The sequence below is a fragment of the Dehalobacter sp. genome (genome assembly GCF_030063005.1).
Taxonomy (GTDB): domain Bacteria; phylum Bacillota; class Desulfitobacteriia; order Desulfitobacteriales; family Syntrophobotulaceae; genus Dehalobacter; species Dehalobacter restrictus.
On the sequence record NZ_JAPDHR010000015.1, the window covers coordinates 257821 to 281861 of the forward strand.

Consider the following 24041-nt stretch of genomic DNA (forward strand, 5'->3'; position numbering starts at 1 on the left):
ATATATCATCCTAATGTTACCAATCATGCCTGAAAAAGTCAATAGGCGAAAAGTTTTAAAAACGCTTTTTTATCACAAAAAATATATAGTATATTCATGATATCCAAAATTATAATATTTAGTTTGTCGAAATAATCTCATTGGCCTTGACAGTATTTGCTGAAGTTTCTTATATTTATTAAGAAAATGCAAACAAAGCAAACCTTGAAACTGCTGATGATAACGAATTGTCTACCGAAAATAAAAGGAGGTCTATTCCTGTGAAATATTATATTACCACACCTATTTATTATCCCAATTCCAGTCCTCATATCGGGACTGCGTACACGACTATTGCTGCGGATGCGATGGCCCGTCTGCGAAGAATGAAGGGCGATGATGTCTATTTTTTGACCGGGACGGATGAGAATGCGCAAAAAATTGTACGGACTGCTGAAAATGCCGGGATGGATCCGCTTACATATGTTGACGGAATCGTCGATAAATTTAAGGAATTCTGGAGACTGCTTGACATTTCCAATGATGATTTTATCCGAACAACAGAAGAACGGCATGCCAAAGTCGTACAGCAAATATTTACAAGGCTTTATGAAAAGGGCGATATTTACAAATCCGAATACGAAGGTTGGTACTGTACACCTTGTGAAACTTTCTGGACAGAGAACAAACTTGTTGACGGAAAATGTCCGAATCCGGATTGTGGAAGAAATGTGGAACTTCTGAAAGAAGAAAGTTACTTTTTCAGGATGTCCAAATACAGTGGCAGACTGCTGCAATATATTCAGGACCATCCCGATTTTATTCAGCCTGCTTCGAGAAGAAATGAAATGATCCGGTTTATTGAAGGCGGGCTTGAAGATCTCTGTGTATCGCGTACGACCTTCCAGTGGGGCATCAAGGTCCCTTTTGATCCGAAACATGTGGTCTATGTCTGGCTCGATGCCCTGATCAACTATATCTCTGCGCTGGGCTATCCTGACGGCGAAAAATACAAAACTTACTGGCCGGCCAATGTTCATCTTGTTGGCAAAGATATTGTCCGTTTCCATACCATTATCTGGCCAATTATTTTGATGGCGCTTGATCTTCCTTTGCCCGAGAAGGTTTTTGGCCACGGATGGTTCTTAAGTAAAGAAGGTGGAAAAATATCCAAGTCAAGAGGAAACGTTCAGGATTCGTTTCAGTTGATTCAGAGATATGGTGCTGATCCCATTCGGTATTTCCTGTTAAGAGAACTACAGTATGGGTTGGACGGTACTTTCTCCGAGGACGATCTGGTCGAAAAATTAAACAGTGATCTGGCGAATGATCTCGGAAATTTTGTGTCTCGCGCCTTGGCCATGGTCGTAAAATACCGGAATGGAATTGTCCCAGAACCCGGAGAAGATACCGATCTGGAGAGGGAGATCAGAGATTTAAGTAGCAGGGTAAAACAAGGGACAGAAGAGAAAATGCTGGCCTGTGATACGGCGGCTGCGCTTGAGGTCATCTGGCAGTTTGTCAGCAGGTGCAATAAATATGTCGATGAGACAGCTCCCTGGAATCTGGCAAAAAGTGAGGATAATCAGGACAGGCTGGATACGGTGCTTTATACATTTATGGAGTGCATTAGGATCCTAGGTATTTTATGCGCCCCCTTTATGCCGGGAGTACCGAGAAAAATCAAACCCCTCCTGGGAGATACAGATTTCTTCAAGGACTGGGAACAGGCAGACAGCTGGAATGTTATTCAGCCGGGCACAGCCATCCGAAAGGGAGAAGCCATTTTCCCGAGAATCGATGTCTCCGCATATCTTGAGCAGGTCAATTCTGAAATAGAAAGGTGTGTCACACAGGTGCAGGGGAATACAGACCATCAACAAGAAGTAAATCTAGAAGTCAGTCCTTCGCAGCTGGGAAATTTGCAGCAAATGGCGGAGATGGTTCCGCTCAAGGAAGAAATCAGCATTGAAGAGTTTGCCAAAATGGATTTTAGGGTTGTTAAAGTGCTGCAGGCAGAAAAAGTAGAAAAAGCTGACAAACTGTTAAAACTGGAAGTTGAAATGGGTGGGGAGCGTAGAACAATTGTATCCGGTATTGCCCAGCATTACAGCCCAGAAGCGCTTGTCGGCAAAAAGGTCATTCTGGTTGCGAATCTTAAGCCTGCCAAGCTCCGCGGAATCATGTCCCAGGGGATGATTCTGGCAGCTTCGCAGGACGGAGAGCTGGAAGTACTTACAGTTCAGAAAGATCTTCCGACAGGGGCTCAGGTCAAATGATTTGGGATACGCATGCGCATCTGGAAGACAGCCAGTTTAGCCCGGACAGGGGTGAGACCATAGCCCGAGCTACCGCAGCTGGCGTAACGACGATTGTAAACGTCGGATCTACCGAAGCGACAAGTCAGAATTCGGTGAGGCTGGCTGAAGAATACCCGTTTATTTATGCAGCAGTAGGCATTCATCCGCACGATGTTGAAGCTTGTACGGATAAAACCTGGGAGACGCTGCTCAGATTGGCGCAGAACCCGAAAGTTGTTGCCTGGGGAGAAATTGGCCTGGATTATTTCAGGGACATTTCTCCCCGGGATGACCAGCGCAAGTGGTTTATTCATCAATTAAAACTGGCCAATGAAGTTGGTTTGCCGGTGATCATCCATAACCGGGATGCACACGGGGATATTCTCCAAATTATAAAAAATCATCCTCCTGAGGCAGGCGGCGTTTTTCATTCTTATTCGGGTTCCTGGGAAATGGCAAAAGAACTTTTGGCCATGGGTTTTTATTTGTCTTTTTCGGGGCCGCTTACTTTCAAAAATGCCCGCCATGCCCCTGAAGTTGCGGAGAAAGTGCCGGAAGACAGGTTCTTAATTGAGACGGACTGTCCGTATCTTACCCCGGAGCCCTACCGCGGTAAACGAAATGAGCCTGCTTATATATGTGAAGTATTGGCGAAAATTGCGGCAATCAGGGGAATGGAGGTCAGGGAAGCAGCCCGTCTGAGCAGTGAAAATGCTCGCAGATTGTTCAGAATTGATCAGTTTCAGTGTGAGATAGGAAGTAATCTTCAGTGATCTGCTGCAAACCAAACGGAGAGACGGAGAGACGTATTATTATTCTGAAAATTTTGGCGGTTTCTTGTCAAAATGGTCATTTTTTCTATTGTGAATACTCCCGGTCTAATGGTAAAATGTACAGTGTATAGGAAAAATGTAAATGCCAAATCAGATTAGACTCGTTCAAGTTTCGAAAGGGCTAATAATTTTTTTCACTATCTTGTAGATACAGTTATACACTTCTAGCGGCAAAATGTGTTTTGGAACTGGAGCCTTCGATTAAGAAAACACATACCAGACAGGAGGAGTGCAATATTTCTCAGTTACCTGAGGATATTATTTCAGTTGTAGAAACAAGATATTAGCATTAAGCAGATGCGAACTTTTAACAATTGCTTTGCATTATTAATTTTAAGGAGGAAATAAAATGATTGATCTGAAAGTGTTAACAGATGCCGTAGGTGACCTGGACGAAGATAAACTGATGGGGATGCTGAATGACTTTGTTGCATCGAAGCCTACCGAAAACCAAGGGCTAAAGCCAGATTGGCATCAGGATCGGCATCAACTGCCAGGACCCGGTAGCCTTCCGCTGCATACAACCTGCTTAGAATTGCTGCAAAAGTTGTTTTTCCGACGCCACCTTTACCTGTAATTGCTATCTTCATTTAAATCACCCCGACGCATCATTTATCTTTTGTTATCTGTTGCCTGAAGAAATTCTTCTGGCAAAAAAACGACCATGGCCGCGTTTTTTAAAAGCCGGCAGGAGCTAAGTCGTCATAGTCGGTAACATTCATTCTCTGAACGTTAAGCGCTTCGATTTTGGCTCTCTTTTCTTCAATTCTGGCCAGCATTTTTTCTGCGGCTACAGCCGGATCTGTTTCAAAGTAGAATTTTGCCCCTACCCAGTCTTCCAGTCTGTTTGTCAGGATATCCGTAACTTCCGGGCTTCCAGTTACCGGAGGAACAACGCCTAGAAAGGTATCGATTCCGGAGCTTACCACGTAGGTACCGATTGCGACAGCTTTTTCGGACATCCATTCCGGAGCTGCACCGACAACCGGCAGTTCGCTCATATCGAGTCCCAGAATCTTGGCTACTTCACCAACCAGCTCAAGGATACGGCTGTTGTCAACACAGGAACCCATATGCAGAACAGGAGGAATATCGGCCAGTTCGCATACTTTTTGTAATCCTACTCCGCAATACTTGACGGCATCTTTGCTTAAGAGACCAGCTTTGGCAGCAGCCTGAGCCGCACAGCCGGTAACAACAACAATTACGTCATTGGCGAGCATCTTTTTAATAATTTCGATATGGCTGTGGTCACCTTTCACCTTCGGGTTGTTGCAGCCGACGACACCGGCTGCGCCTCTTAATACACCAGAGACCAAGCATTGCGCCAATGGTTCAAACGTGCCTGGCTTATGCGTATAAGAATTGACAACGCGGTCCAACTGGCCAATAATAGCCTGGTTGCTGTAACCGATCATGCCGGTTGATTTATGTGTTGGGATGGAAACTTTTTCGTGCTTTCTGTTTGTATAGTTCTCTACTGCTTTCCGAATTATTCCCTTTGCGCATTCATAGGCGTTGTTCTCATCAAATTCAATATGAACGGCGTCTTTAATTTTGGCAAGTTTTGAGGTGGTGATAAATTTGGTATGGTAACATTGAGCCAGGTTGGCCAGGGAAGGGAAGATACATTGAACGTCCACAATCATGGCTTCAACGGCACCGGTAACAATCGCGAGCTCCTGCTGATTAAAATTCCCGGCAATTTTAATGCCGTGACGCATCGCGACTTCATTGCCGGTACAGCAAATGCCGACCAGGTTGATTCCCTCTGCACCGACACCCCTGGCAAGAGCTTTTAGCTCAGGGTCATCAGCGGCAACAACGATCATTTCCGATAAACTGGGTTCATGACCATGCAAGACAATGTTCACCATGTTTTTCTCAATAACACCCATGTTGGCTTCAATTTCTCTCGGCATCGGGGTTCCAAAGATAATATCGCTGAATTCGGTACCGATATAGGAACCGCCCCAACCGTCGGTCAAAGATGTCCGCATGGAAAGATTGATCATGCTTTCAGCATCAGCGGTACAGCCCATATGTGTAGCATGCATAATCGATACAACTTCTTTGTCAATAGCATCGGGGAGGATATCATTATCTTCCCAGACTTTTAATCTTTGTTTAGTAATACTTGGCGGAATAACCATCGAACCAAAAGGCTTGCCAAAGTCATTCAGAGCTGCTTCAGCAACGTCATGGGCAACCTGGTAGATATCTTTGCCTTCTGTAGCCACACCCCATCTGGCTGCAACATTCAGCAGTTTTTTCTCGTCACGGATTTGATAATCTCCGTCCCGACTTGCCATATGAAGTACATGGGCAATATGTCTGCCGTGATCGGAGTGTGCAGATGAACCGCCTGCTACCATTCGGGCATAATGCCTGGAAGCAATAACATCCGCAGTGGCGCCGCAAATACCTTTTTGAACGCCTTTTCCTGGAATCGGGCTGACGCGGCAAGGACCCATGGTACAAATCCGGCAGCATACACCTTGCTCACCAAAACCACATTGGTTTTTGAGAGCGGCTTTTCTGTCCCAGAGTGTTTCAGAACCGTCATTTCGGGCCTTGACGTAAAGTTCTTGAGTAGCTAAATCTACTGACAGTGTTGTTTCGTCCAGTAATTTTTCGTCCATTGCGTTTCCTCCTTCAATAACCATACGTTGTCTTTAAATCGTTTAGCTGCTACAGATGGCTAATACTTAAAGTAAAAAGTGTCGTGTACTGAGGTTTTAACTCAAATCGGGCCATTTATGAGTAAATTCACAAACTTTTTTAAAGGATCAAAGCTTTATCTCTGGCAGTAAAAATGGTATAAAAATGACATTATATATTTAAGATTATTATAGTACGAAATTTTTTGGGAATATATTGATCCGTTGTTAATGAACGAAATGGGGGGCTGAATAGCAATAATTCAATTCTTAACAGCATAATTTATATATACTTGTATATAAATAAAAATTAAAAAAGTTATCTGTATAGGCCTGTATATTTTTGTATATACAAGGATAATTGCACTAAAAGAATTTTTTCACAAGATCTTACTTATCGATCTCACTTAGTAACTTAGCACGTATGGTTAGGATCTCGGGATGTTATGATATTCTGAGGAGATCTAGACGACAGGATAGTGTATGCCAGTTTTCCGATGATGGCAGAAAGCTCGTTTTTCAACATTTTACAGCAAATCACTACTGTCTTCATCATAATTCCTCAACTCAATCGATTTTTTTGCTTGGAATATATAATCTAATTCTTTATTGTTGAGATTTAAAGCGCCGATTCCGTTTGCAGTGGCCAGCTCCAAAACGGCGTGTTTACTTATTCCTGTCATAACCATGTGATCGACTTCATCATAAAAACCTTTTCCATGGGATACCCCGTATGAACCCGCATCGCTGCCAACGGCGATTTTTACGCCCAATTCAAAGGCTTTTTTGACTTGAGCTTTCTGAGCATCATAAATCCGGGCAATATTCGGCAATTGGTCTGTAAAGCGGCTGTCTTTTGAAGTAATCAGGTTTCCCAAAGGTGCTAACGTAGGAATCCAGATGGTATCGTGTTCCAGCATCAGCTGCAATTCATTTTCTGTCAGAAAATAACCATGCTCAACTGTATTTGCACCGGCTTTCACAGCGATACCAACTGCTTCTGCCGAATTAGTGTGGACCATTACGGGAAGGTCTTGATCCTTTGCCGTCTGTATCATGTAGTACATTTCATCATAACTGAAATGTGAGCCGTCAACTTTCCCGAATTGATTAAAATCTACAAGTCCGGTCAGTAGTATCTTAAGATGATCAGGATTTGACGCAAGCAGCTTTTTAAAAACATTTTTGAAATCAGCCATATCGGCGACCGGCTTGCCTAAGAAACTGCCGTAGCATCCTTGTTTGTAGATCGCAAAACCAGGGGTCCGGAGAATCATTCCTTCTTCAAGGGCCAGTTCTCTGGCCAGAAGAGATACATTTAAGTTATCTCCTCCGTCGCGCAGTGCACAAATCCCCATTTTTTTATATTTTCTAAGGAAATTGGTAATTATAGTTGGATTGGGGTTATCTTTGTGCTGCAGACGTGCCTCTTGAAAAGCTATTCCATCTAAAGCCAAATGAACATGGGCGTCAACCAATATGTTTTTAATCATTTTATTCACCTGGCTTTAAAAGGTTTTGCAGACCACCAGAAGGGGACCGCCTTTCTAGTGGTCACAACATTTCATTTTTCTCGTCGATCTTTATTTCACAGGACCAATTTTACCTTGTCTGAAAGCGGTGCTGAACTTTCTGCAGTTCTTGTCTTTACCCATTAATGCTTCAGTTGCAAGCAGGGTTGCAATCATATCTCTGCTGCAGGGATCCATAATCGCGGAATCCATACCAAAGAAAGTAGCCAGGGCCAGGAAGTTCTGGTTGACAACTTTTCTTAAAGGCATTCCAAAAGAGATGTTGCTCAAACCGGAAGTGATTTTGATTGTCGGGTACATTTCTTTGATTCTTGTCATGCTTTCATTAAAGGAGTACATAGAATTGTTATCAGTAGACAAAGCAATGACCAAGGGGTCGACATGCATCCTGTCAGGAGTAATATCATATTTAGCAGCTTCCTCAACCATTTGCTTAGCAATTCTGACTCTGGTGTCAACGTCTTTGGGAATTCCGTCATTGTCGCAAGTCAGCGCAATGACTTCCCAGGTCGTTCCCTTGATAAGCGGGAAAATGACATCGCATTTGTCGCCTTCCATGGAAACGGAATTGATAAGCCCCGGTCTCTTGGCATATTTAAAAACAGCTTCAATTGCACGCGGATTCGGGCTGTCAATACAGAGCGGAGTGTCAACGGCATCCTGAACAATATCCATTAACCATTTCAGTGTTTCCACTTCAACATCAGGTGATGTACTGGCACTGACATCTAGGTAGTGGGCGCCGTCATTGGTCTGGTCAATCGCACGCTGGCGGATAAAGTTAGCATCTCTCTCTTCAATCGCTTTTTTCACGATAGGGATTGTACCATTGATTTTTTCACCAATAATAATCATTTATCAAATTCACTCCTTTATGAAATTTGTATATACAGGTATGCGCTTAGAGTTTAACATTGTTTCTACATACGGTCAATATCTTTTTCGACAAAGTATACCTATATTCTAAAAAGATTTAGATTTAAAAAATAAAAGTATCCTACATATTCTATCTTTCATAGACTATTTAAATTGCTGGGTCAACAAGGTTTACCAGTGTTTTTTTCTGGCTGCCCGCAGACAGTTTTTCATCAAAATCGCGGTGGTAATCGAACCTACGCCGCCCGGTACAGGGGTGATCGCACTGACTTTGTTCACGACTGCATCATAATCGACATCCCCGCACATCTTGCCGTCACCGGCATCGTTGATGCCAACGTCGATGACGACAGTGTTTTCGGATACGTATTTGTCATCGATCATTTTGGCTCTGCCCATTGCAGCAATGATGATGTCCGCTTTCTTCGCAATTCCAGCCATGTCTTTGGTCTTGGAATGGCACATCGTTACGGTCGCATTCTCTTTTAAGAGCATCATGGCCAGTGGTTTTCCTACAACGAGGCTTCTTCCCATGACCACTACATTCGCGCCGCTAAGATTGTAGCCGTAATGGCTCAAGGTTTCCATACATGCTGCGGGCGTGCAGGGCAGGAGTCCGCTCATATCGCCTTCAAATACCTTGGCCAGGTTCAGTGGATTCATGCAGTCAATGTCTTTATCTGCCGAGATCAGGTGCTTGATGACTTCTTCGTCCAGCTGTTTCGGTAGTGGACGGAACAGCATGATGCCATGAACGGTACTGTCATTGTTGACCCCCGTCATGACTTTTGTGAATTCTTCCATGCTGATATTTAAGTCCAAAGGATAGGTCTTGGTTGCAATGCCAAGATTATCGCAGTTTTTAATAATACTGTTTTCATAGTAAACGTCGTCCGGACGGCTGCCGACGCGAATGATGCCTAAGGTCGGGTTGATGCCTTCAGCTTTTAAAGCCGCAACTTCCTGCTGGAGGTTTTCTTTCATGGCCTGGACAACGGGTTTAGCGTTAAGAATCTGAGTCATGCTGCTTATTTACCTCCCGTAATTGCATTCTGAACTTCCGCAAAGATGCGGTCGGCTTTGGCGGTATATGTGGTGACAAGTTCGCTCAGTTCGGTCTCGATTTTTTGTTTTAGAACCTGATCTTTCATGATTTGGGTGTTGATTAAGACATTCAGCTTGGCGCCTTCGAGCGCAGCTTTCAGGAAGGTTACGCCGACACCAACGTCGCTGATCGCAATACGGGTGCCTTTCTGAGCAAATTCTTCCTGAAGATTGATGCCGTCAGTGCAGCATCTAACAATATCAAGCGGTACAAGTGTTGCTTTAACCAAAGCAGCCTGCAGGGTTTCTTCTTTGATCCGGATTTCTTCTTCAGTATTTTTGGGCAGTCCGTAAGCCTGGGAAAGCGGATAGAAAGCATCAGCATCTTCCTTGACCAGAACCTGCAGTTTTTCAATGATCTTCTGGCCTTTTTCCATCAGGACGAGTACATCGGCTTCAACATCAGCATATTTCTTCTTGCCGACAGTTAAACTTCCTACCATGACACCCAGCGCCATGCCGATGGAGCCAACATATGCAGAAGCACCGCCGCCGCCAGGAACCGGCTCTTTGGAAGACAGAGCATCTACAAATTCGATACAGCTCTTTTTCAACATAATATCCATCTCCTGTTCTTCATTTTTTTCTAAATTTTTAGCTACTGATTATTGCATGAGCAACCAATATATAGCGATCCCATAGTTATGTTATCTTAAGACAAGTATTCTACAAAATACTCAAAGCTTAAATTCTGGCATCTTGCTCTAGAAACTAGTCTGTGTAATACATAGACAACGTCAGTGAATAAAGATTAAGAGCATTTATAGAATGAGATGGTAGTACAAAGCTGCCATCTCATTCTTATTGGAAACAATATCAAACTTTATCTTAGAATAAGCCGGAAATCTTACCGGTGCTGTCTACGTCAATGTTTTCAGCGGACGGTACTTTCGGCAGGCCGGGCATGGTCATGATGTCCCCGGTAAGTGCAACGGCAAAGCCCGCACCAGCAGAAATCTTCACGCCACGGATCGAGATTCTGAAGCCTGATGGACGTCCCAGTTTCTTCTGGTCATCAGACAAGGAATACTGGGTCTTCGCCATACAGACCGGAACATCACGATAGCCGATCTTTTCGATGTTCTCGATATCTGCGGAGCTGCTGCCAATGAAGTCAACACCGTCTGCACCATAGATCTTGGTGGCAATTGCGGTAATCTTGTCTTTGAGGCCCATGTTGATGTCATAAGCAAAGTTAAAGCTTTTCGGGCTGTCAATGATGCGAAGGACTTCTTCAGCCAGTTTCGCGCCGCCAGGGCCGCCTTTTTCCCAAACTTCGGAAAGGGCTACATTAACGCCCAGTTTCTTGCACTCGTCTTCAATCATTGCCAGTTCAGCTTCGCTGTCGGTCGGGAATTTATTGATCGCAACAACGGCAGGCAGACCAAAGTTGACGGTGACGTTTTCAACGTGTTTTAAGAGGTTCGGCAAGCCTTTTTTGAGGGCCTCCAGGTTTTCTTTGTTGAGATCAGCTTTAGCTACGCCGCCATGGGATTTGAGCGCACGAACGGTTGCAACGATAACAACGGCTTCCGGACGCAGGCCACTTAAACGACATTTGATATCAATAAATTTCTCAGCGCCGAGGTCAGCACCGAATCCAGCTTCAGTTACAACATAGTCGCCAAGTTTTAAAGCCATCTTGGTCGCCATAACACTATTGCAGCCGTGAGCAATGTTCGCGAACGGTCCGCCGTGGATGAAAGCTGGTGTATGTTCAAGAGTTTGTACAAGGTTCGGTTTTAAAGCATCTTTCATCAGGGCACCAACAGCACCTTGACATTTCAGTTGACCGGCAGTTATGGGTTCACCGCTTCTGTTGTAGGCGACAATGATTCTCTCAACTCTCGCTTTGAAGTCGTCAATATCGCTGGACAGGCACATGATCGCCATGATTTCAGAAGCAACCGTGATGTCAAAGCCGTCTTCTCTCGGAGTACCATTGGCTTTGCCACCAAGTCCGTTGACAATGGAGCGGAGCTGACGGTCATTCATGTCCATGCATCTTTTCCAAGTAATTCTGCGAACATCGATATCCAGCGCGTTGCCTTGTTGGATATGGTTGTCGAGCATCGCTGCAATCAGGTTGTTAGCAGCACCAATGGCATGAAAATCACCTGTGAAGTGAAGGTTGATATCTTCCATTGGTACGACCTGAGCATAACCGCCGCCAGCGGCGCCACCTTTGACACCAAATACAGGGCCTAAGGATGGTTCGCGTAGTGCAATAACAGTTTTTTTGCCGAGATAATGGAGAGCATCTCCTAACCCGACAGATGTCGTAGTTTTACCTTCTCCGGCAGGAGTCGGGTTGATGGCAGTAACCAGAATCAGTTTGCCATTCGGTGTGTCCGCTTTTTGATTCAATAAGTTGTAGTCGACTTTGGCTTTGTATTTGCCATAGGATTCCAGATAATCCTCGGGGATTCCGAGTTCTTTTGCTACATCTAATACAGGCAGCATGGTTGATTCCTGGGCAATTTCAATATCACTTTTGAAAGCCATTAATTGTTTTCCCCCTTTTTTTAATTATGGACATCTTTGCTTAACTTTATTTAGATTTTACGTAAGCACTATCAAATTTTTTCTGGACAAGATGGTCTATATCCATAACAGCAGTAGGTTTTTTTTTGTACATGAAACTCATCCAGTAAATAATCCCGACAAACAGGCTGCCGCCGACAATATTTCCGAGCGTAACAGGAATAAGGTTATTCACAACAAACGTTCCCCAGTTAAGGTGAGCAAGTTTTTCAGGTGTTACACCGAGCGTTGCAGCCTGGGCCACCCAGGTTGGGTTGGCTTTGGCGAGAATGCCGGCAGGAATGTAATACATATTGGCTACACAGTGTTCAAAACCGGAAGTAATAAACAGCCAGATCGGGAAAAAGATAGCGAGGAGTTTACCGGTAATATCCTTGGCTGCATTCGCCATCCAAACGGCCATACAAACCAGCCAGTTGCACAAGATCCCCATGAAGAAAGCTTTCGGGAAAGTCAGGCCCGTCTTGTATGCGGCGACTTTGATTGTAAACCCTCCGAGCAAACCTGCGGAAAAGTCAAACTGGCCGGAGTAAAGGATAAACAGGACGATAAGCATGGAACCAATAAAGTTCCCGACATAGACAATCGTCCAATTCCGCAGCATCTTTAGCCATCTTGATTCTTTTTCCATACAAGATACCACAATCAGGGTGTTTCCGGTGAATAATTCAGCTCCGGTGATAACCACCATCATCAGTCCTGTGGCAAATAAAGCACCAGCGAGTGCTTTGCCTAAGCCAACAGAAGTGATGGTGTGAATGGCAGTATTAGAGCCTTCCGCCGCGAAGGCAATAAAGGCTCCTGCTAGGATTGCCAACAGCAGCAATTTCAATATAGAAGAATTCGTTTTATTCTTTCCATATTCTACAAATCCCTCAGTAATCTCTGAAGGAGTCTTAAACATTTTTTCCATTTCTCCTACCCCTATTATAAGTGTATTTAGGCTGATTTAAAAGGTCATAAAGTTTAAAGGACGGTTACAAAGACTGAATGGCCTTTAAACCTTATGACCTTTATTCTTTTTCTTCGAAATTTGTTCTAGGTTTAATGCCAAGTCTTTCCGCAGAGTGGTCCTGGCCTTCAAAAAAGTTTATCCAGCCTGAAGTATGCTGTTTTTCCCAATTGTAAGGGCTCACATGATAGGAATTCAGCTTTTCTTCCTCAGAATAGCCTTTTAAGCGGTAATAGGCTTTGACCCAGATGCACTTCTGCTTGTCCGGATACACTTCACACCAGCCGTTGTAGCTTCCTTCACATGGGCCGTTCCGTTGGTTCTTGGGACAGTTGCCCATTGGACAGACGTAGGCTACATCAATCAGCGCACAGTCACCACAGTCCTGGCAATTGTACATGCAGGATTTGGCAAAGTGCTCAATGCCGTGAAAAGGTTTTTCCAACGCAGAATCTTTTATGGCATGACAAAATCCACGCATAAAGCCGAACATTCCTTTGTTGGGTTCAAACATCATTTTGTGAACAACTCTGGACATCTTATAATTTAAATCAAAGCTCTTCTCATAATTGTTGTAGTCATTGGATTTTTGAGCAGTATTCAGGCCGGTCTTTTCATCTTTGGCGTAAACATAGAAACCGTTTTTCTGAGGATAGTCAAACTCCCGGACATAATCCTGCCAGTTGGCGGCCAGTTCGTTTCCGCGGTCAATAATATATTCAACTTGTTCGTACGTCGTATTATGCCCGCCGAGATGAACGCCTTTGTATCCCATACCTTTCAAGATAGCAAAGAGTTTCGCTGCCCTATCGAGCATGGCGGCGGCACCCTTGTCACTGCTTTGTTTTTCCTGTTCCAGTTCAGCAACGAGCTTGTCCGTAATAACACATCCGGGGACTTTATTCATACTCATCGCTTTGGCAGCACCATAAGTCAGCAGGTAAATATTTCCCATTAAGCATCCGCGCAGGTTATTGTGCTTCACAAATTGATAGAGTTCGTGGTACTTCCTGACATCGTAGCCAACTTGGGGTATAATGAATTGAGCACCGTTCTCGATCTTCTTTCTGAGCTTGGTGTACTGGAGCATCTGTTCGGCTTCGGTGGCTTTAAAAGGTGAAACAGCAGCACCCGCAAAAAGATGGGTTGGCTGAAGTTTATTGACACCTTTAGCTGTGGGGAGTTCCAATCCGTCATTCATCTTGGCGATAAAGGCCAAGAGCTGAGTGGAATCAAGGTCAAAAACCGGTTTGGGCCGTCCGAAAAAATTACCCGGATCATGGTCGCCGGTCAGTACCAACAAGTTATGGAGCCCCGAACGTTCCAGGGAAAAAAGCTGGCTTTCCAGTTGCGTGCGGTTTTTGTCCTTGCAGGCAACGTGAATAATTGCATCGATGCCTAAACTTTTGATTTCCCTGCCAATGCCCTCAGGATTAATGCCGACACTTCCACCCGGGTTGTCAGTCAGACTAACAGCATGGATCTTTTTCCCTTTAGCAGCTTGTTCCGCCAATTGAAGCGCTTTTTCCTGAGAAACTTCTTTAGAGCCGCGGCCGGGTACGAGTTCCCATGTTACAATAAACTCATTGTTGTCCTGTATTGCTTTACGAAAAGTGTTCTCCATAAGTATCCCCCTTTCCAATTATTCTCGAAAATCTAACATGAAAATAAAAAATAAAGAAAATAAAAAGAGATAATTGCGTCCAAACAATGTATACTATTGTATATACAGGGGTTTTGCTTACTTTAATATATCATCCGAATTTTCAATAGTCAATATATTTAAAAGACAAAAAATAAGAGATTTTTTAGAAAATAATTTCTATTTCGACAATAGCCTGAAACTACCGACTTGTAATGAAGGAAAGTTACGTTTTATAATATGATATGTTAGAATGATTTTTTGGAAAAAGACGGTTGTCCTTCGCTGAAAATGGCAGGTTTCATTATAACAGAAAGGAAAACAATATGATGAAAAAAGTTCTATTTCCAAACCAGAATAAAGAAATCTTATGCCAGGAGAATGATACGGTTGCTGTTGCCTGTTCAGGTCTTGGATATCCGCTTGATCTTGTATGCGGAGGAAAAGGTACATGTAAAAAATGCACAATTGAAATAGAAAGGGACGGCATACGGCAGGAAGTATTGGCGTGTCAGGAACCAGTAAGCGACGGCTTGATCGTTTATCTTAAATATGGAGACTACAAACATGAAGCCTCGATTTTAACGGACCGCATTGAAACAGAGCTGAACATCGATCCGCCGGTTAAAAAGATTTTTATTGATAAGAAGTTTCTAAAAACACCGTTCTATTACGGGGACTGGGAACATATTCAAGCCAAGGTTCCGGTCCGGATTAATACGCCAGCTTTATGCCTTCTGCAAAAATTATCACAGCTGATGCAGAAACTGGAAATGGACGGCATTACTTTGGTCTTAAGAGACGAACAGCTGCTTGATATTGAGCAGGGCGACACCTCAGCCAGCAATTATGGATTTGCCGTTGACCTTGGGAGTACCTCTGTTGTGGCCTACTTATATGACCTTAATAGTGGCAAAAAAGTAGGGGTATATTCCGCCTTGAACGGTCAGATTACGGAAGGCGCGGATGTTATATCCCGTATCATGGCGGCGATGAAGAATTCTGAAGGGCTAAAAATTCTTCAGCGTAAAGTGGCAGAGACCATTAACGCTCTGATTCTGGAAGCGATACAGCAAAACCAGATCAGCGCCGAAAATATCTATACGATGGTGATTTGCGGCAACAGTGCCATGCAGCACCTCTTTTTAGGGTTGCATCCTGGATCGCTTGGCAGGACGCCTTACACCAATACGATTTTAAGTGAAGTGTTAACAACAGCACGGGAGTTGAGCCTTAACATTCATCCCAATGCCATTATTGATTTTTTACCTTTGATCGGGGGCTTCGTCGGAGCGGACACTTTGGCTGTCCTGCTGGCTTTGCCTGAAGGGGAACGTCAAGGGAACAGATTGATTATTGACCTTGGAACAAACGGCGAAATTTTATTGGGGAACGAGAAGAAATGGCTGGCCACATCAACTGCTGCCGGACCGGCCCTTGAAGGAGCAACGATCCGCTTTGGAATGCGTGGAACAAACGGAGCCATCGAACGGGTAAAACTGTCGGAAGGTAAAATTGAATTAAAAGTCATTGGCGGAGAACAGCCCAGAGGGATTTGTGGCTCCGGTATTGTTGATGCAGTTGCAGAAATGCTGAAAGCCGAGCTGATCAGTAAAGAAGGCAGATTGCTGTCTCCCGGCAAATATTTAAAAGTTTGTCGGCCGGAAAATCAAAGATTTGCCAATTATCTGGCAAATCTTGACGGGGTCAGCGTTTTCTACCTGATGGATGAGGGACAGTCCGGTGATAACGACCGAATTTACATCAGCCAAAAGGATATTCGTGCTGTACAGCTTGCCAAAAGCGCCATTTATACAGGATGCATGCTATTAATGAAAGAATATGGGCTGGAAGGAGAAGATCTTGAGGAAATTCTGATTGCCGGGGCCTTCGGCAACTATATTGACGCTCCAAGTGCTCAGGTACTCGGTTTGTTTCCCAATTTTTCGAATGTACCCATCCGGTCCATAGGCAATGCGGCAGGAGCCGGAGCATCGAATTTTCTACTGTCCAGAAATATACGGATAAATACTTTGATATTATTGGCAAAGATAACGCATTTTGACCTGGCGGCAAATCCTGCTTTTCAACAGGAATATCTGCAGAATACAGGTTTTTAAAGAAAGTAAATAAATTAGTTGCTTAAAAAATATTGATGGATTTATTAATCTGTTCCTATGTATAATATATGATAACTAAATAATTGCCGAGGAGTAAGAAGATGGAATTACCAATCTATCAACATATTATTGAAGAGATAAAGAAAAAAATTAAAGAGGGTGTTTTGAAACCGGGAGATGCGATCCCTTCAGAAAATTCATTATGCGATACCTATGGCGTGAGCCGGATGACGGTCCGTAAGGGTCTGGCAATCTTAGTGAATGAGGGATATATCACCTCTATCCCTGGCAAGGGTAGCTTTGTGAATGAGCCGGATTCCAAGAAATACATCTTATATTACAACGAGATGGCAAATCTGATTAACACCATCGATACAACCAAGCTGATTGAAGTTAAAATTATCCTGCCGACACCAAGACTCATTGACAGTCTGAATATACCCCAAAGCAAAAAAATAATTATGGTTAAACGGATCCATTACAGCAATGGAGAAGCAGTCGCATATGATGAAAAATACCTGATTTACTACAAGGGAATGCCTATCGTTGAAAAAGAAATCAAATACAGTACTTTCCCGGAAATTGTTTCTCGGTATACTTCTCTGTTTGCGATTAAGAAAGAATTAACAATTTCTGCCCAAATGCCTGATGAAAAAATATCAAAATACCTGTCCCTGTACAATGCCCTCCCACTTTTGGTTGTTGAGCAAAGACTGTTTAATACACAGGATAAGCCAATCGGGCTGGGTATTACTTATTATCGAGGAGACAGCTGCAAGCTATCCGCATCCTGGCCGTTTACCGATATGGAATAGACCATTTAACATAATAAGACAGTTCGTCATCCATCCTGTCTCTAAACAAAACTAGGGAAGCTATCGTCTGGTAGTTTTAGGGCAGTTACATGCCCTTTTTATTTTAACATCCATGGACGGCAAGGGGTGGCACACTTTTGGATCATTATTTATTATTAGGAGAAAAATAATGTTGCTTATTCTTTATTTAGCTGCCATCATTATTGCGAATATCATTACTGCAGCGCTGGCACCTTTGCAGGTAGGACCGTTTTTAATTCCTTACGGAAGCTGGCTGATAGGGGTGACGCTGGTACTTAGGGACATTATCCAGCGCAAGTACGGGCGAAAAACTGCTTATCTGGCGATTACCACGGCTCTTGTCCTATCGGCTGTTTCCTCCAAACTTCTTGGAGATACTTTGACCATTACTTTGGCTTCAGCCATTTCCTTTTTGATCTCGGAATCGGCAGACACGGAAATTTATACGAGGCTTAAAGGCTCTTTCCTGCGTAAAGTGTTTGCGAGCGGGATTGTCAGCAGTTTTCTCGATAGTGTAGTCTTTATATTAATTGGTCTGTCCCCGCTTATTTCAGGCATTCTGACCTGGGATTTTGTGCCGAATGCAGTACTGGGGCAGTTTGCTGTTAAGAGTCTGATGCAAGTGCTCGGAATAAGCATTCTGTTTATGATTAAGAACCACTGGGAGGTTACCGTAAATGAAAAACAAGGAAACTGAGGGCCTGTCACTTCTGGGATCGGGACAAACACGCTATGTTTTTGATTATGATTCGGACATACTGGAGAGTTTTGCAAACAAGTATCCCGATAATAATTATTTTGTCCGCTTAAATTGCCCTGAATTTACCAGCTTGTGTCCGATTACCGGCCAACCGGATTTTGGAACGATGATTATCAATTATATCCCGGATCAGAAATTGGTAGAAAGCAAATCGTTGAAGCTATATCTTTTTAGTTTCCGCAACCATGGAGGTTTTCACGAAGATGTTGTCAACATCATCATGAAAGACCTGATCCGGCTGCTTGAACCCAGATACATCGAGGTTATAGGAGAATTCAGCCCCAGAGGAGGGATTTCCATTCATCCTTACAGCAATTATGGACAGCCGGACAGCAAATGGGTAGAATTTGCCGTGAAGAGGCTGCTTAAGTACGGGAAATAGACGAGTGAGGACATGGGAGCGCTTCTTTTGTCCCCGCTGCTGTCCCAGAGAGCAGCGGTACAAAGCGGCAGTAGTCATCCCAGCTGTCAATATAGCCTTCCAGATTTGTACTGGTCTTTTGTCTGACCAGCAAACGCTGACAGGCTAGCCCTTCGCCGGCTTCAAGTGGGACAACGATTCTTCCGCCGACATCGAGTTGCTCAAGCCAGCAAGGTTCAATGACCGGTGCCGCTGCCGTTACGATGATTCCCCGGTATGGTGCATTTGGTTCATAACCGTTTCGGCCGTCAGCAATGATACTGCAGATCGGATAGTTCAGCTCGGAAGCGGTTCATCATCATAACTGTAGGACCATAAATCTTCAGGGATAAACAAATGCCTGGGGATTTTTTTAATGGCGTCCAGGATGCGTTTGCCATGAACTCCTTGAGGAGCTACATACTCATCAACAAGTATAGCTGCTTTTTCCTGCCAGTTTTGCATAGTCTGATCACTTCTTTCCTCTGATAATTTCGGTGGCCGTGTTCATCTATTCAGCTTAATCGGGTACTGATTGGAATTATTTTGGCCTGTTTTCTCATAATTATAGTATAATAAAATTATTTACGGAAAGTATTCGGGCTTTGGCTCATTGAACTGGTTAATGGAGGAACATAGATGGTCCAAAAATATATTATTGCGCTCGATCAGGGGACGACAAGCTCACGGGCTGTCATTTTTAACCATGAAGGAATGATCGTAGGCAAAGCCCAAAAAGAGTTTGCTCAGATCTATCCGTTCCCGGGGTGGGTTGAACATGATCCTTTGGAAATCTGGGACACCCAGCTGGCTGCTATCAGAGAGGTTCTGGATCAGACGGACATAAATCCGGATGATATTGTTGGGCTAGGGATAGCAAATCAAAGGGAGACGACTGTGGTTTGGAACCGTTTTACCGGCAAACCTGTCTATCATGCGATTGTCTGGCAATGCCGCAGAACGACGGAACTTTGCGAGCAGATATTGAACAGTACCTTAAACGAGTATATTTCAGATGCGACCGGCCTTGTTGCGGATGCTTATTTTTCCGGAACGAAAATCCGCTGGATCCTCGATCATATTCCGGATGGACAGGCGATGGCTGAAAAAGGGGATTTGCTTTTTGGCACAATTGACAGCTGGCTCGTCTGGAATCTTACCAAAGGCCGGCTGCATATCACGGATTATAGCAATGCCTCCCGGACCATGCTCTATAATATCAGGGAACTAGCGTGGGATGACAAAATATTATCTTATCTGAATATCCCCAGATCACTGCTGCCGGAAGTCTGTCCGAGCAGCCTCTGCTGCGGGGTAACAGATTCTTCGATATTTGGCGCTGAAATACCGATAGCTGGTATAGCCGGTGATCAGCAGGCCGCACTTTTTGGGCAGGCCTGCTTTACAGAAGGAATGGTTAAAAATACCTATGGTACGGGTTGTTTTATCCTAATGAATACCGGTAAAAATATGATCCGGTCTCAAAATAAATTGCTGACAACAATTGCCTGGGGAATTGACAACGGGGTGGAATATGCGCTGGAAGGCAGTGTATTTATTGGTGGAGCAGTCATTCAGTGGCTTCGTGATGAACTTGGATTGCTGAAAACTTCTGCCGAAAGCGAGTATTATGCAACTCAGGTCAAAGATACGAACGGTGTCTATATTGTTCCGGCCTTCGTCGGACTCGGCGCACCATACTGGGATATGCATGCCCGCGGCATAGTGACCGGACTTACCCGGGGAGCAAACCGCTTCCACCTTGTAAGAGCCGCGCTGGAAAGCATTGCTTATCAGACGAATGATGTTCTTGCGTTAATGGCTAAGGATACCGGTATCCGTCTTAAGGCCTTGAAAGTAGACGGCGGTGCAGCCGATAATAATTTCCTGCTGCAGTTTCAGGCGGATCTCAGCGGTATTCCGGTTGAACGGTCAGAAATTTGTGAGGTTACGGCTTTGGGAGCAGCATATCTGGCAGGTTTGGCAGCCGGATACTGGAAGGACAAAGAAGAGCTGAAATGCCTCAGTAAAGGGCGTTTTATTTCTGATTCGAACATCACCGAATCTGAGCGTCAGCAATACCTCAGTGGGTGGAAAGCGGCAGTCAGTCAGGCAACCTATCGGACCGTATGATGGGATTATGAACGGAAAATACAAATAACAGATATGTTCAGATAATATTTATTGGCGTAAAGGTTTCTTTTTTCCCCTTAGTCGTAGTAAAATAGTCTTGCTTGATTTTTTGCACAGGGCAATATCATTATTTTCGGGAGTAAAGTGGAAGGCAAAATGGAATACCTTCGTATAGGCAAAAGGCAAATTGAATATGAGCTTCGAAAAAGCAGCAAAGCAAAAAGATTGATTGTTACCATCAAACATCAGAAGTTAAAGGTTTCTGTTCCTGCCGAAATTACTTTTACCCAGGCCAGACGATATCTGGAAAACAATAAAGACCTGATATTAAAGCACATCGAAAAACAAAATTCAGCAGCAGGTGAAACTGCTGCGAAGGAATATGTTTCAGGTGAAAAACTACTGTACAGGGGCAGGCATTATCCTCTGCTGATCGAGGAAAAGGCCGGACCCGGAAGCTCCTCAGCATCGTTTATTGGAAGCAGGATCGTTGTAACCATTCCACCGGGGTTATCAAAAGAGAAGAAAAGTCAATCAACCAAAAAGATACTGGAAGAATGGTATATCCGGCAGGCCCAAAAGCTTCTTCCTGAACAGGTCGAATATTATGCCAGACAGCTGGATATTACCTACCAAAAACTTAGAATTAAGGATCAAAAAACAAAATGGGGAAGCTGTTCAAGCAAAGGATACATCAACTTAAATTGGCGCATTATCATGGCACCGAACCAGGTTGCGGCTTATGTGATTATTCATGAATTGGCCCATCTTAAGTACATGAACCATTCCAAGGAATTTTGGGCATTCGTGGAACAAATTCTGCCGGACTATAAGAAGTGGAAAAGCTGGCTGAAAGAACATTGTAATGAATTGATGGACGGATGAGATTAAAGCAGCTCCGATTTTCGAAATTCCACCAGGTTATGACGATAGCGCTGGGGGATAAAATGGGATTGGAGCTTTTTATTTTTGCGGTTTTCAATGCTGATACGGGTAAAATATTTAGCCCAGAGCTCCTGGTATAATTGTTCTGTCTCTGAATCAGGAATGGCTGCTTCCTCGGAAAAATCGGAAAGGTACCAGTCTTTTTTATTGCAGATGATCGCAAGGCTTCTTTTTTTGTCATGAATAATGAAACGTTCGCCTGCTAGCCTGTCGGCAAAATGGTCGGCCAGAAGAATTAATATATTATGATCCGGCTCCAGGGCCGAATAAAGATAACTGCGGGTATCCGTAAAGCGAAGTAGCCCCAAAAAGCGCTCTGCTTCAAAAGATACTTTCTTGGCTGTTTGCCGGATCGGCAATACCTCGGGATGAGAATGAATGCTGTCAATTTTCGGACCTAACTGAAAGCCCAGCTGAAGGTATTTTAAGATAAGGTTTTCTTTAGCGGTATTGTTCGAGAGGTATACATAATAGATCTGCATTAAGGAGTAGACAGAAATTTTTCTGTCTATCGCATCATAAACCCTGGCAGCAAGCACAGGATCACTTTGGATAACGGTAGATGGCGTGAACATATTGAACTGATACGAAGCCTCAGGATAGATTCCCTGGGCTCTTTGTTCATAATAGCTGTAATATATTGAAGTCAGCAGACCGTCAAAGCTTCCGTCATATAAATAATCCATTTTCAACAGTCCCTCATTCTTCGGAAGATTCCTAGAACCTTGTCAACCCTAAAATGATCATCTATGTTTACAGGATAAATCAGAACAAACATAGCTGAACGGGTTTGGCTACAGGTGCCAGGGCCTGGCGCACCAAGGCACTTTCTGCAGGGATGCCTCCGTAATAACAGCCCTGACACGTAATAAAATATTTAGCGCGCTTAAGAACCACACCCATTTTTTTAAGATGATTATAAGAAATATTACCCAGCCTGCGCTGCAGGATGATTCTCTGGGCGGAAGTCACGCCTACGCCAGGAATTCGAAGCAGCTCTTCATAAGAGGCTTGGTTGATTTCTAGAGGAAATAACTGCATGTTTCGAAGCGCCCAGGAAATTTTGGGATCAAAATCGGTATCCAAAAACGGACTTTGTTCATTGACGATTTCATCCGCTTTAAAGCTGTAAAATCTCAGCAGCCAGTCCGCCTGATAGAGCCGGTGTTCTCTAAGCAAAGGCGGAGAAGTGGAAAGAGCAGGAAGATTTGGGCCCTCATTAACGGGAACATAGGCCGAGTAATAGACTCTTTTCAACTGAAAACGGTTGTAAAGGGTTTCTGTGGCTTTAATAATGGAAAGGTCACTGTCTTTGCTTGCCCCGACAATCATCTGGGTCGACTGTCCTGCCGGAACAAATTTTTGGACGTGTCGGAAGATCTTTCTTTCGGAAGCGTTTTGCGTCATTTGATTATTAATTTGATTCATCGGCGCAAATAGGACGGGCAGTGTCTTTTGCGGCGCCAGGAGTTTGAGGCTCTGCTCTGTAGGCTGTTCAATATTAATGCTCATCCTGTCGGCGAGTAATCCGGTCTTGTTGACCAGCGCCGGATCGGCGCCGGGAATCACTTTGACGTGTATATATCCGTAAAAGTGATATTCATGCCTCAGAATGTCAAGAACCTGATAAATCCTTTCCATGGTATGATTTGGACTGCGCTCAATCCCCGAGCTCAAAAAAAGACCTTCAATATAATTTCGCCTGTAGAATTGAATCGTCAGGTCGGCAACTTCCCTTGGCGTGAAACTGGCTCGCGGGATATCATTTTGATTACGGTTAATGCAATAATGACAGTTATAAATACAGTAGTTGGTCAGAAGAAGTTTTAAGAGTGAAACACAGCGGCCGTCGGCAGACCAGGTATGGCAGATGCCAAATGATTTGGAATTGCCGATACCGCCTTTATTTTGTTTATTTACCCCGCTTGAAGCACAGGAAACATCATACTTGGCTCCATCGGCGAGGACTGCAAGTCTTTCCAGGGTACTCATGCTCATCACCCCAATAAATTTTAGCAGAAACAGAACAGAAATGCAAACATATGTTCGATAATTCTGCATAATACGGGTTCGGAGATAGATAAGACAAAAATAAGAACAAAAAATAAAAAAAAAGATCGACTTGAAATCTATTTCAGAAAATACTATACTAGGTTCAATTATTCTAATCTTACCAGCTCAAAATTAAATAACTTAATTTCAGGGGTGCCGGATCGAGGCCGGCTGAGATAAAGACCCAATGATGTCTTTGACTCCTATAACCTGATCCAGGTAATGCTGGCGGAGGGAAGAAGTTTTGGAATACATGAGATGTTAGACGTACGTATAGTACGTACTGCAATGTTTTTAAGCAGACAAAACACAAATCTTTTTCCGATTTGTGTTTTTCGTTTTTCTGCTCAGAAATCGAGAAAGAAGGTATCCT

General features: G+C 43.8%; 20 protein-coding genes, 1 pseudogene and 1 riboswitch. Of the genes and pseudogenes, 8 read left to right on the forward strand and 13 right to left on the reverse strand.

Annotation, left to right across the window (positions count from 1 at the left end):
- Window positions 1-260: 260 nt before the first annotated feature.
- Window positions 261-2258 (forward strand): methionine--tRNA ligase, encoded by a 1998-nt coding sequence (gene metG / locus OKX56_RS05845; protein WP_287895874.1) that lies wholly within the window; start codon window positions 261-263, stop codon window positions 2256-2258.
- On the forward strand, window positions 2255-3052 hold the full coding sequence (locus OKX56_RS05850) for a TatD family hydrolase (RefSeq protein ID WP_019224864.1): 798 nt from the start codon (window positions 2255-2257) through the stop codon (window positions 3050-3052). The genes metG and OKX56_RS05850 overlap by 4 nt, the downstream gene beginning before the upstream one ends.
- Window positions 3053-3561: 509 nt before the next feature.
- On the opposite strand, the pseudogene OKX56_RS05855 reads toward OKX56_RS05850, so the two are convergent.
- From OKX56_RS05855 to OKX56_RS05895, 9 genes and pseudogenes are all read right to left on the reverse strand, one after another.
- A pseudogene (locus tag OKX56_RS05855) lies at window positions 3562-3702 on the reverse strand (nucleotide-binding protein); the annotation flags it as partial.
- A gap of 87 nt (window positions 3703-3789) precedes the next feature.
- Complete coding sequence (cooS, locus tag OKX56_RS05860) at window positions 3790-5754, reverse strand: anaerobic carbon-monoxide dehydrogenase catalytic subunit (RefSeq protein WP_038603024.1); 1965 nt, start codon at window positions 5752-5754, stop codon at window positions 3790-3792.
- Between the two features lie 545 nt (window positions 5755-6299).
- Window positions 6300-7265: an amidohydrolase family protein gene (locus tag OKX56_RS05865; protein ID WP_019224857.1), complete on the reverse strand. Its 966-nt coding sequence runs from the start codon at window positions 7263-7265 to the stop codon at window positions 6300-6302.
- 90 nt (window positions 7266-7355) lie between these two features.
- Window positions 7356-8159, reverse strand: coding sequence for a methyltetrahydrofolate cobalamin methyltransferase (locus tag OKX56_RS05870; protein ID WP_019224856.1), 804 nt, complete (start codon window positions 8157-8159; stop codon window positions 7356-7358).
- 192 nt (window positions 8160-8351) lie between these two features.
- On the reverse strand, window positions 8352-9203 hold the full coding sequence (locus OKX56_RS05875; RefSeq protein WP_019224855.1) for a bifunctional 5,10-methylenetetrahydrofolate dehydrogenase/5,10-methenyltetrahydrofolate cyclohydrolase: 852 nt from the start codon (window positions 9201-9203) through the stop codon (window positions 8352-8354).
- A 5-nt stretch (window positions 9204-9208) separates the two neighbouring features.
- Window positions 9209-9841, reverse strand: coding sequence for a cyclodeaminase/cyclohydrolase family protein (locus OKX56_RS05880; protein ID WP_019224854.1), 633 nt, complete (start codon window positions 9839-9841; stop codon window positions 9209-9211).
- Window positions 9842-10112: 271 nt separating this feature from the next.
- Entirely contained in the window at window positions 10113-11789 is a 1677-nt protein-coding gene (locus OKX56_RS05885; protein WP_019224853.1) for a formate--tetrahydrofolate ligase, read from the reverse strand.
- Window positions 11790-11835: 46 nt separating this feature from the next.
- Window positions 11836-12741: a formate/nitrite transporter family protein gene (locus OKX56_RS05890; RefSeq protein ID WP_019224852.1), complete on the reverse strand. Its 906-nt coding sequence runs from the start codon at window positions 12739-12741 to the stop codon at window positions 11836-11838.
- A 100-nt stretch (window positions 12742-12841) separates the two neighbouring features.
- Window positions 12842-14404, reverse strand: a complete 1563-nt coding sequence (locus OKX56_RS05895) for a methylenetetrahydrofolate reductase C-terminal domain-containing protein (protein WP_019224851.1) — start codon at window positions 14402-14404, stop codon at window positions 12842-12844.
- Window positions 14405-14748: 344 nt separating this feature from the next.
- Between OKX56_RS05895 and OKX56_RS05900 the strand changes: the two genes are divergently transcribed.
- From OKX56_RS05900 to queF, 4 genes are all read left to right on the forward strand, one after another.
- Window positions 14749-16542 carry an ASKHA domain-containing protein gene (locus OKX56_RS05900; RefSeq protein WP_026071824.1) on the forward strand — a complete coding sequence of 598 codons (1794 nt, stop codon included), beginning with the start codon at window positions 14749-14751 and terminating at the stop codon, window positions 16540-16542.
- A gap of 101 nt (window positions 16543-16643) precedes the next feature.
- Window positions 16644-17357, forward strand: coding sequence for a GntR family transcriptional regulator (locus OKX56_RS05905; protein WP_019224849.1), 714 nt, complete (start codon window positions 16644-16646; stop codon window positions 17355-17357).
- A 169-nt stretch (window positions 17358-17526) separates the two neighbouring features.
- Entirely contained in the window at window positions 17527-18075 is a 549-nt protein-coding gene (locus OKX56_RS05910; protein ID WP_019224848.1) for a VUT family protein, read from the forward strand.
- Window positions 18056-18520 (forward strand): preQ(1) synthase, encoded by a 465-nt coding sequence (gene queF / locus OKX56_RS05915; protein WP_015042314.1) that lies wholly within the window; start codon window positions 18056-18058, stop codon window positions 18518-18520. The genes OKX56_RS05910 and queF overlap by 20 nt, the downstream gene beginning before the upstream one ends.
- Here the strand turns inward: queF and OKX56_RS05920 are convergent.
- Window positions 18504-18839, reverse strand: a complete 336-nt coding sequence (locus OKX56_RS05920) for a protein-L-isoaspartate O-methyltransferase family protein (RefSeq protein ID WP_345787669.1) — start codon at window positions 18837-18839, stop codon at window positions 18504-18506. The two genes, queF and OKX56_RS05920, sit on opposite strands and share 17 nt — an antisense overlap.
- Window positions 18836-19003 carry a class I SAM-dependent methyltransferase gene (locus OKX56_RS05925; protein WP_242836997.1) on the reverse strand — a complete coding sequence of 56 codons (168 nt, stop codon included), beginning with the start codon at window positions 19001-19003 and terminating at the stop codon, window positions 18836-18838. The genes OKX56_RS05920 and OKX56_RS05925 overlap by 4 nt, the downstream gene beginning before the upstream one ends.
- 174 nt (window positions 19004-19177) lie before the next feature.
- On the opposite strand from OKX56_RS05925, the gene glpK reads away from it, so the two are divergent.
- Window positions 19178-20671, forward strand: coding sequence for a glycerol kinase GlpK (glpK, locus tag OKX56_RS05930; protein ID WP_025204943.1), 1494 nt, complete (start codon window positions 19178-19180; stop codon window positions 20669-20671).
- Window positions 20672-20827: 156 nt separating this feature from the next.
- Window positions 20828-21556: a M48 family metallopeptidase gene (locus OKX56_RS05935; RefSeq protein WP_242836998.1), complete on the forward strand. Its 729-nt coding sequence runs from the start codon at window positions 20828-20830 to the stop codon at window positions 21554-21556.
- A 2-nt stretch (window positions 21557-21558) separates the two neighbouring features.
- Here OKX56_RS05935 and OKX56_RS05940 read toward each other — a convergent pair whose 3' ends face one another.
- Entirely contained in the window at window positions 21559-22302 is a 744-nt protein-coding gene (locus OKX56_RS05940) for a TIGR03915 family putative DNA repair protein (protein WP_242836999.1), read from the reverse strand.
- 79 nt (window positions 22303-22381) lie between these two features.
- The gene (locus tag OKX56_RS05945; protein ID WP_025204946.1) at window positions 22382-23608 is read right to left on the reverse strand and encodes a putative DNA modification/repair radical SAM protein; all 1227 of its coding nucleotides are present in this window, start codon (window positions 23606-23608) and stop codon (window positions 22382-22384) included.
- Window positions 23609-23807: 199 nt separating this feature from the next.
- A riboswitch (TPP riboswitch) is annotated at window positions 23808-23923 on the forward strand.
- Window positions 23924-24041 lie beyond the last annotated feature (118 nt).

Excerpts from the sequence above, each read along its gene's own strand:
- queF (WP_015042314.1), top strand. The coding sequence starts at position 18,056 with ATGAAAAACAAGGAAACTGAGGGCCTGTCACTTCTGGGATCGGGACAA.
- OKX56_RS05875 (WP_019224855.1), bottom strand. The coding sequence starts at position 9,203 with ATGACTCAGATTCTTAACGCTAAACCCGTTGTCCAGGCCATGAAAGAA.
- OKX56_RS05940 (WP_242836999.1), bottom strand. The coding sequence starts at position 22,302 with ATGGATTATTTATATGACGGAAGCTTTGACGGTCTGCTGACTTCAATA.
- OKX56_RS05925 (WP_242836997.1), bottom strand. The coding sequence starts at position 19,003 with ATGCAAAACTGGCAGGAAAAAGCAGCTATACTTGTTGATGAGTATGTA.
- cooS (WP_038603024.1), bottom strand. The coding sequence starts at position 5,754 with ATGGACGAAAAATTACTGGACGAAACAACACTGTCAGTAGATTTAGCT.
- OKX56_RS05880 (WP_019224854.1), bottom strand. The coding sequence starts at position 9,841 with ATGTTGAAAAAGAGCTGTATCGAATTTGTAGATGCTCTGTCTTCCAAA.
- OKX56_RS05905 (WP_019224849.1), top strand. The coding sequence starts at position 16,644 with ATGGAATTACCAATCTATCAACATATTATTGAAGAGATAAAGAAAAAA.
- OKX56_RS05890 (WP_019224852.1), bottom strand. The coding sequence starts at position 12,741 with ATGGAAAAAATGTTTAAGACTCCTTCAGAGATTACTGAGGGATTTGTA.
- OKX56_RS05910 (WP_019224848.1), top strand. The coding sequence starts at position 17,527 with ATGTTGCTTATTCTTTATTTAGCTGCCATCATTATTGCGAATATCATT.
- OKX56_RS05945 (WP_025204946.1), bottom strand. The coding sequence starts at position 23,608 with ATGAGTACCCTGGAAAGACTTGCAGTCCTCGCCGATGGAGCCAAGTAT.
- glpK (WP_025204943.1), top strand. The coding sequence starts at position 19,178 with ATGGTCCAAAAATATATTATTGCGCTCGATCAGGGGACGACAAGCTCA.
- OKX56_RS05865 (WP_019224857.1), bottom strand. The coding sequence starts at position 7,265 with ATGATTAAAAACATATTGGTTGACGCCCATGTTCATTTGGCTTTAGAT.
- OKX56_RS05935 (WP_242836998.1), top strand. The coding sequence starts at position 20,828 with ATGGAATACCTTCGTATAGGCAAAAGGCAAATTGAATATGAGCTTCGA.
- OKX56_RS05885 (WP_019224853.1), bottom strand. The coding sequence starts at position 11,789 with ATGGCTTTCAAAAGTGATATTGAAATTGCCCAGGAATCAACCATGCTG.
- OKX56_RS05850 (WP_019224864.1), top strand. The coding sequence starts at position 2,255 with ATGATTTGGGATACGCATGCGCATCTGGAAGACAGCCAGTTTAGCCCG.
- OKX56_RS05900 (WP_026071824.1), top strand. The coding sequence starts at position 14,749 with ATGATGAAAAAAGTTCTATTTCCAAACCAGAATAAAGAAATCTTATGC.
- OKX56_RS05895 (WP_019224851.1), bottom strand. The coding sequence starts at position 14,404 with ATGGAGAACACTTTTCGTAAAGCAATACAGGACAACAATGAGTTTATT.
- OKX56_RS05870 (WP_019224856.1), bottom strand. The coding sequence starts at position 8,159 with ATGATTATTATTGGTGAAAAAATCAATGGTACAATCCCTATCGTGAAA.